Origin of the sequence: Methylomonas sp. (assembly GCF_023228165.1) — a bacterium.
In the GTDB taxonomy this organism is placed as follows: Bacteria; Pseudomonadota; Gammaproteobacteria; order Methylococcales; family Methylomonadaceae; genus Methylomonas.
Genome location: NZ_JALOBS010000026.1, coordinates 62339 through 68575, shown reverse-complemented (window position 1 = coordinate 68575; position 6237 = coordinate 62339). Strand labels below are relative to the sequence as shown.

General features: G+C 50.8%; 7 protein-coding genes. 3 read left to right on the top strand and 4 right to left on the bottom strand.

All coding sequences use genetic code 11. The features are described 5' to 3' along the window. A partial coding sequence (locus M0R33_RS17940; protein WP_292572441.1) for a hypothetical protein occupies window positions 1–124 on the top strand: 124 nt, incomplete at its 5' end. Window positions 125–261: 137 nt separating this feature from the next. Here the strand turns inward: M0R33_RS17940 and M0R33_RS17935 are convergent. The 3 genes from M0R33_RS17935 to M0R33_RS17925 all read right to left on the bottom strand — a co-directional run bounded on the left by M0R33_RS17935 (window position 262) and on the right by M0R33_RS17925 (window position 2147). Then, the gene (locus M0R33_RS17935; protein WP_292572436.1) at window positions 262–474 is read right to left on the bottom strand and encodes a hypothetical protein; all 213 of its coding nucleotides are present in this window, start codon (window positions 472–474) and stop codon (window positions 262–264) included. Between the two features lie 131 nt (window positions 475–605). After that, entirely contained in the window at window positions 606–767 is a 162-nt protein-coding gene (locus M0R33_RS17930; protein ID WP_292572434.1) for a hypothetical protein, read from the bottom strand. Window positions 768–1334: 567 nt separating this feature from the next. Beyond that, window positions 1335–2147 carry a hypothetical protein gene (locus M0R33_RS17925; RefSeq protein ID WP_292572432.1) on the bottom strand — a complete coding sequence of 271 codons (813 nt, stop codon included), beginning with the start codon at window positions 2145–2147 and terminating at the stop codon, window positions 1335–1337. 819 nt (window positions 2148–2966) lie between these two features. On the opposite strand from M0R33_RS17925, the gene M0R33_RS17920 reads away from it, so the two are divergent. Beyond that, a complete protein-coding gene (locus tag M0R33_RS17920; RefSeq protein ID WP_292572429.1) occupies window positions 2967–3944 on the top strand; it encodes an ABC transporter ATP-binding protein in 978 nt (325 codons plus the stop codon). Next, window positions 3941–4702 carry an ABC transporter permease gene (locus M0R33_RS17915; protein WP_292572425.1) on the top strand — a complete coding sequence of 254 codons (762 nt, stop codon included), beginning with the start codon at window positions 3941–3943 and terminating at the stop codon, window positions 4700–4702. Before M0R33_RS17920 ends, M0R33_RS17915 begins: the two co-directional genes overlap by 4 nt. 969 nt (window positions 4703–5671) lie before the next feature. Here M0R33_RS17915 and M0R33_RS17910 read toward each other — a convergent pair. Further along, complete coding sequence (locus M0R33_RS17910) at window positions 5672–6046, bottom strand: SLATT domain-containing protein (RefSeq protein WP_292572421.1); 375 nt, start codon at window positions 6044–6046, stop codon at window positions 5672–5674. Window positions 6047–6237 lie beyond the last annotated feature (191 nt).

Here is a 6237-nt window from a genome sequence, read left to right as displayed (position 1 = left end):
GGCACAACGGGATTATTTCGGCGCCCATTCCTACGAACGCACCGATAAACCCAGAGGCGAATTCTTCCACACAGACTGGACCGGCCACGGCGGCAAGACGGCTTCGAGTACTTATACTGTTTGACGTTGCGCTGAACGCATATCTTCAACCGTCAAAATTTTATAATCCTGTTACCTCGGCTCGCGGGATAACAGGAAAATCACGGCCTGAACGGGGCAAAAGGAAATCCGGGGTATCACTGTCTGAAACGCCGGATTTCATTACATTCCATCCTGACTACACTGGCTGGGATAATCGTCTCCAAGCTGTTCAGCGGCGGCCAGCCTGCTTTCTTCTTTCATGGCCTGTACCCGTTCGAAATTAGCCGAAGCATCCCGCATCATGCTGGCATAGGCTTGATAATCCAGGGGAGCGGATTTTCGGCGGGTGTGACTGGAAACACTGGAGCAAGAGGATTTGGGGCTGCTACACATAGATATTTTCCTTAAATCATGACCAGTACGAACGCTGATCAAGCTTACTAACCGACCCGATTGGCCGAAAGCTATAGTAGCCCTAATGGATAACGCCGACAGCGCGGCTTGTCACATTTCATCTGACCAGTTTACATACCATACTGAATTTCAAATCGAGATTTTCCATTAGGTATTTCGATAAAAGCCACAGCCAACACAATCGCAAACCAGTTAATCGTTACCATACCACCCCAATTACCCATTGATATTAAATCCAGCAGAGCGGAGCCATACAGTAATTTGCCACCCATGTCGGCCAAAATGGAAACCGACGCCAGCGGTGCGGGATATTCAACGTGCTCCCACCGTTTCCTTATGTCACGCTGGTTTTAAACATTCGGGACGGGCTTAGCACCCCCTTCCCGCTAATCCTGTAATTGCCGCTGTGCATATAAGTCCGTGCCGATCCGGATATTCACCCGGAACGAATCGTTTCAAGGTATATCGTCAGCTAACCATAACGGTAGCCAATATCAAACGTACAGGGGGTTTACAAAACCCGCCCCGCTTAGCGCGCATACCGCGAATAGGGGCGATAATGAAGATGCAGCGAAGCATGAGCCGCGAAGGCCATTGCAGGAATTACTCGCCGACCGAACGTTTTTTCGGTAGCTTGCAGCATGAACAGCCGAACTACGAAACATTCAAAACCCAAGCAGAGAAAACCGAACCAGATCGACTATTTGGCTCTTTATAATGCTCGCCAATCCCCATCGAATTCGAGCGGGATTTTTATCATAACGCTGCCTGAACAGCTGTCCGGTTTTTGTTGACCATTCCCGCTCAACGCCCTCAACCGGTCGAAACAAGCGACACGGTCATGGGAAAAAACGCCGGCATTCAATGACTCGGTGACGATGCAAGTCGGTGGCTCCAGTAACCTGTTGGGCCGGTAGAAGCCGCCTGTGGTGTGTGTAATCGAATCCACCCCAGGTTTGATAATAGAATTCCCACCCGCCAGGCTTGTGAAATCCGAACACACAAGTCGTGGTTCCATACGTAACATTGGTATTTCCCTGCGCTACCAGCCTCTGCAATTCCGTATTGACGGCCTGGTTATAGTTATCCTTGTACAGCGCCGCGAGACCAACTTTTGTACCCGGATAAGTAGCCAACATCGCATTACGATAGTTGTTGAGAGCAGCCTTAGCCCCGGCCGGGAAAAAGGCGGGGTTCTGACCGATATTGACCCCCACGATTCCCAGATTGTAGTCGGCTAGCGCATTGGCGTGGGAAATAATAATACGCTGTCGCTGGTCGTCCGCACCGAAGGGGGTGGTATAGCTCCCCACCGCCGGTTGATAGGCATCAAGAAATATCGAGCACGCCGTCAGGCGAATTGTGAAAAAGAATTTGGGTTCGCCCACGACCGGCGTCACCGGGAGACTGACCGAGGTAATGCCGTCGTTCTGGAACGGCAGATAATACGAGTCACCGCCGACGACGCCGGCAAAATTGATGGGGTGTATGCGGCTTGTGCCGCCAGGCAACACCATCGCGGCACCGATCTGATGAGAGACCTGATCGTAGGGATCATACTTGGTGTGATTGCCTGCCGCCGCCACAATGCGCGGCCCTCTGTTATTGCAGTTGTAGCAATCTCTGCTTATGTCACCTGTTGTAATCGGCATGATAGCCCTTTGCGCGTTAGTGGAAAAAGTCTGTCCAAAGGATAGGAAATTCAATCGATTTTTTCAAGGCGACCGGGGAGTTTTAAATGGGGTTCCGATGAATAGGAATTTCTACACCGCGCTGCCAACCTGTCTTCGAACCAACCTTACCCGATGCTGGTTTAATTGGGAAGGCCTTTTATCTCTGCCCGTCAGAGCGACTCACCGGTGTCACCCCCCATTGTCGGGATACACGCCACGGCTCACAAAACATGAAAACGTGAATGGCGCCTTTATCCCCGCCGGGTAAATCTTGTAACGCTCTAACCCGGCCATGCTTGATCGGCTTCCAATGTCGGAGTTACCTTGCCAAATATCCTTGCCGGTCCGGGTGTTCACCCAGACCGAAACGTTTCAACCTATATCGTCACCTAACCATAACGCTAAGCCATTTAACCCGTCCTGCCTGGCATCCCCTCTGCCACCGGAAAGAGTTAGGGTGAAGGGATCAACATAACGCATTTTCCCTATCCAAATTCTCCTCATCCCTGCCTTCTCCGGCAAGAGAGGCCGCAGCTCATCGCTTAACTTAACGGGCATTGAGTGCATACTCCGTCCCGCTCAAGAATCGACCTATAAAGATCTTGCTTGAATATACCGTTCCGAAGCCTGCCGGCCATTTGCGACTATCGCACTTTTAAAGTCGCAGGTTGCTGAAAGTCCTAGCGCAGTCTCCTAACCCGAGGATAATCTTGCTTGCAAACCGCAGCCATGTAAGGATTACGCTGAAAGTTCGACAATAAAAGTCTACCCAAACGCTACTATAAATTGCATTCAGCCATGAACACACTGCCCAAGGCTAGCCTATCCGCCGATAATGCCGCCCCCATTATGTCCGTGCGCGGACTCAACAAGACTTACGCCGGCGGTTTCCAGGCCCTGAAAAATATCAATCTGGACATCCGGCGCGGCGAAATATTCGCCTTGCTCGGCCCCAATGGCGCCGGCAAGACCACCCTGATCAGCATCATCTGCGGCATTGTCAATGCCGGTTCCGGCACCATCATCGCCGATGGTCACGACATCACCCGGGATTACCGCATGGCGCGGGCCGCGATTGGCCTAGTCCCGCAGGAATTGCATACCGACGCCTTCGAGTCGGTGTGGGCCACGGTCACCTTCAGCCGCGGCTTGTTCGGTAAAGCGCCCAATCCGGCCTACCTGGAAAAAGTGCTCCGCGACCTGTCCTTGTGGGACAAGCGTAAAAGCAAAATCATGACGCTGTCCGGCGGCATGAAACGACGGGTACTGATTGCCAAGGCGCTGTCGCATCAGCCGACGATACTATTCCTCGATGAGCCGAGCGCCGGCGTGGATGTGGAGTTACGCCGCGACATGTGGCTTATGGTCCGCGAATTGCGCGCGCAAGGCACTACCATCATTCTGACCACGCATTACATCGAAGAAGCCGAACAGATGGCCGACCGGATCGGCATCATCAGCAAAGGCGAGTTAATCCTGGTGGAGGATAAAAAGGTGTTGATGCGCAAACTCGGCAAAAAGCAGCTGACACTGACGCTGCGCCAACCCTTGATCAACATCCCGGCCGACCTGAACGCTTGGTCGTTGGAACTGGCCGACAACGGCCAGGCGCTGGTGTATAGCTTCGATACCCAAAAAGACGAAACGGGTATCGCCGAGTTGATGCTCGCCCTGGCCGAACACGGTATCGAATTCAAGGATTTGCGCTCTAGAGAGAGCTCATTGGAAGACATTTTTGTCAGCCTGGTGCACCAACCCAAGGAGACAGCGGCATGAACTTTTACGGTATTCGGGCGATTTATCGTTTTGAAATGGCCCGCACCTTTCGCACCCTATTGGAAAGCGTCGCCGCTCCGGTATTGACTACCTCGCTGTATTTCATCGTATTCGGCAAAGCCATCGGTTCGCGGATGGGCGACATCGACAGTATCGGCTACGGCTCTTTCATCATCCCCGGTTTGGTGATGCTGAGCTTGCTGAACGAGAGCATCTCCAACGCCTCGTTCGGCATCTACATGCCGAAATGGGCGGGCACCATTTACGAACTGCTTTCCGCTCCAGTGTCATGGATTGAAGTGCTGCTGGGTTACGTGGGGGCGGCGGCGACCAAGTCGGTAATGCTGGGTTTGCTGATACTGGCCACCGCACGCTTTTTCGTCCCCTACCAGATAGCCCATCCGCTGTGGATGATGGGTTTTCTGTTGCTGACTGCGGTAACCTTCAGCCTGTTCGGTTTCATCATTGGACTATGGGCCGACAGTTTTCAGAAACTGCAGGTAATACCGATGTTGATCGTCACCCCGCTGACCTTCCTCGGCGGCGCGTTTTACTCGATCAATATGTTGCCGCCGGTATGGCAGAAAATCTCGTTATTCAATCCGGTGGTATATCTGATCAGCGCCTTTCGCTGGAGCTTCTACGGCGTCGCCGACGTGGATGTCGTCATGAGCATAGCCATGACCTTCGGCTTTCTGATCGTCTGCCTGACATTTGTGTGGTGGGTGTTTAAATCGGGGTACAAGATTAGGCGTTGAGCGGGGTTATCCGCAAGACCGTATGGTGCAAAGTAGGGCGCCAATAAGCTTAGCGGTATTGCACGATGGCTAATACGCCCTACGCGGGCTCCTTCGGGTAAGTCAAAAAGTGCGCTGTTATCGGCTGGCGTTGGGCTTTTTGGCTTCTTGTGTAGCTCCGAATAGCGAAGCGTATTCGGAGGAATGGAGGCTATACATTCGTCCGATTACGCCCACTAATCGGACCTACGGTACTTGTTTTACATAACGAGGTTTATCAACAGTTCACATAGGTTGGTCCTACTATCCAGCCTAGCGCCCCGACCGCCAAATGCTGGCAGCCATTGGAACCACCTCGCGGCGCTTCCTTCTCTCGTGAAGGGCTTCATTGTCTCAATGGCTTCAAACCAAGCCGTTACCAGCTTCGCCTGCATCGATAGGCTACCGTTGAGGGAACAACGAGTTTCACTTCCTTTTTTTCAAGGTGAAACAATAACGGATGTGACTTCACGTCGCACGTAATGAATGTAATCCATATGGGCGGCATAATCCTTTTCGTCGTTAATCGTGTGTTCCCAAAACCGCCTTTGCCACTTGTGCCCTTTGGGTAAATCCCTCGCTCGCGTCGGGCTATCCGAACTTGAGAGCGATATTCGGTTTTCGGAATTGCTTTAGTAAACGCCTTTTTAATTGCTCACCATCGATCAGAATACCGATCATCGTCGGGTGGTAATGTCCAAATCGTATGCATGTGATCGGGTAAAACCACCCAGGCATCAATGTACCCATAGGGCACAAGTGAAATGGCTGTTTTTTCCGAACGATGCGCACAGCTTCTCGTAACTCGGCAATATGCCCGATCAGCAATGTCGACTTCCGTTCGAGCAAGTTAACCGTGAAAAAATAGGTTCCGCCCGGAACACGATTACGTCAATAGTTTGGCATGGCATAAGTTTATTTTATTCGGCGGATGACGCAAGCTTATCCGCCCTACGGCCCTTCTTTCAGCTTATCTCCACACTCGCTTAATACTTGCGATCTAAGATCATACCTTGCTGTTGAATTTATTGTGGAGTAAACCAAAATTGATACAGCAAGAAATATCTGCATCATGTTTAACACCTTGTCTGAATATGCTAGTTTTATTTCAGCATTTTGTATCAAAGGTATAAGAATAAGCCCAAGGGACAGAATTGTTGTTGTAAAGAATGAAAAATCACCCTGTTTCTTCAAACGCTGAGCTGCGTGAAACCTACACCTTGCAGTAGTTCTCATACTGTTAAGTAATTTCTCACCTGGATCATTAATACTTCGCTCCATGGGTTGTAGACTGAAAAACCATGTAATAGCCATTTTAAAATTCATAGTTTCTTAATAAATATTGGAAGTCAAATTTTACATATTAATTAGGACCGTAGCCCGCGTAGCTCCGATTAGCGATAGCGTAATCGGAGGAATGTTGGATACGAAATGTGCGATTACGCAAGCTTTTATGCCCTTTAGGGTAAATCGTACCTACATTTTAAATGACAGCTTGCTTGCCTTCTTGTCTTTTT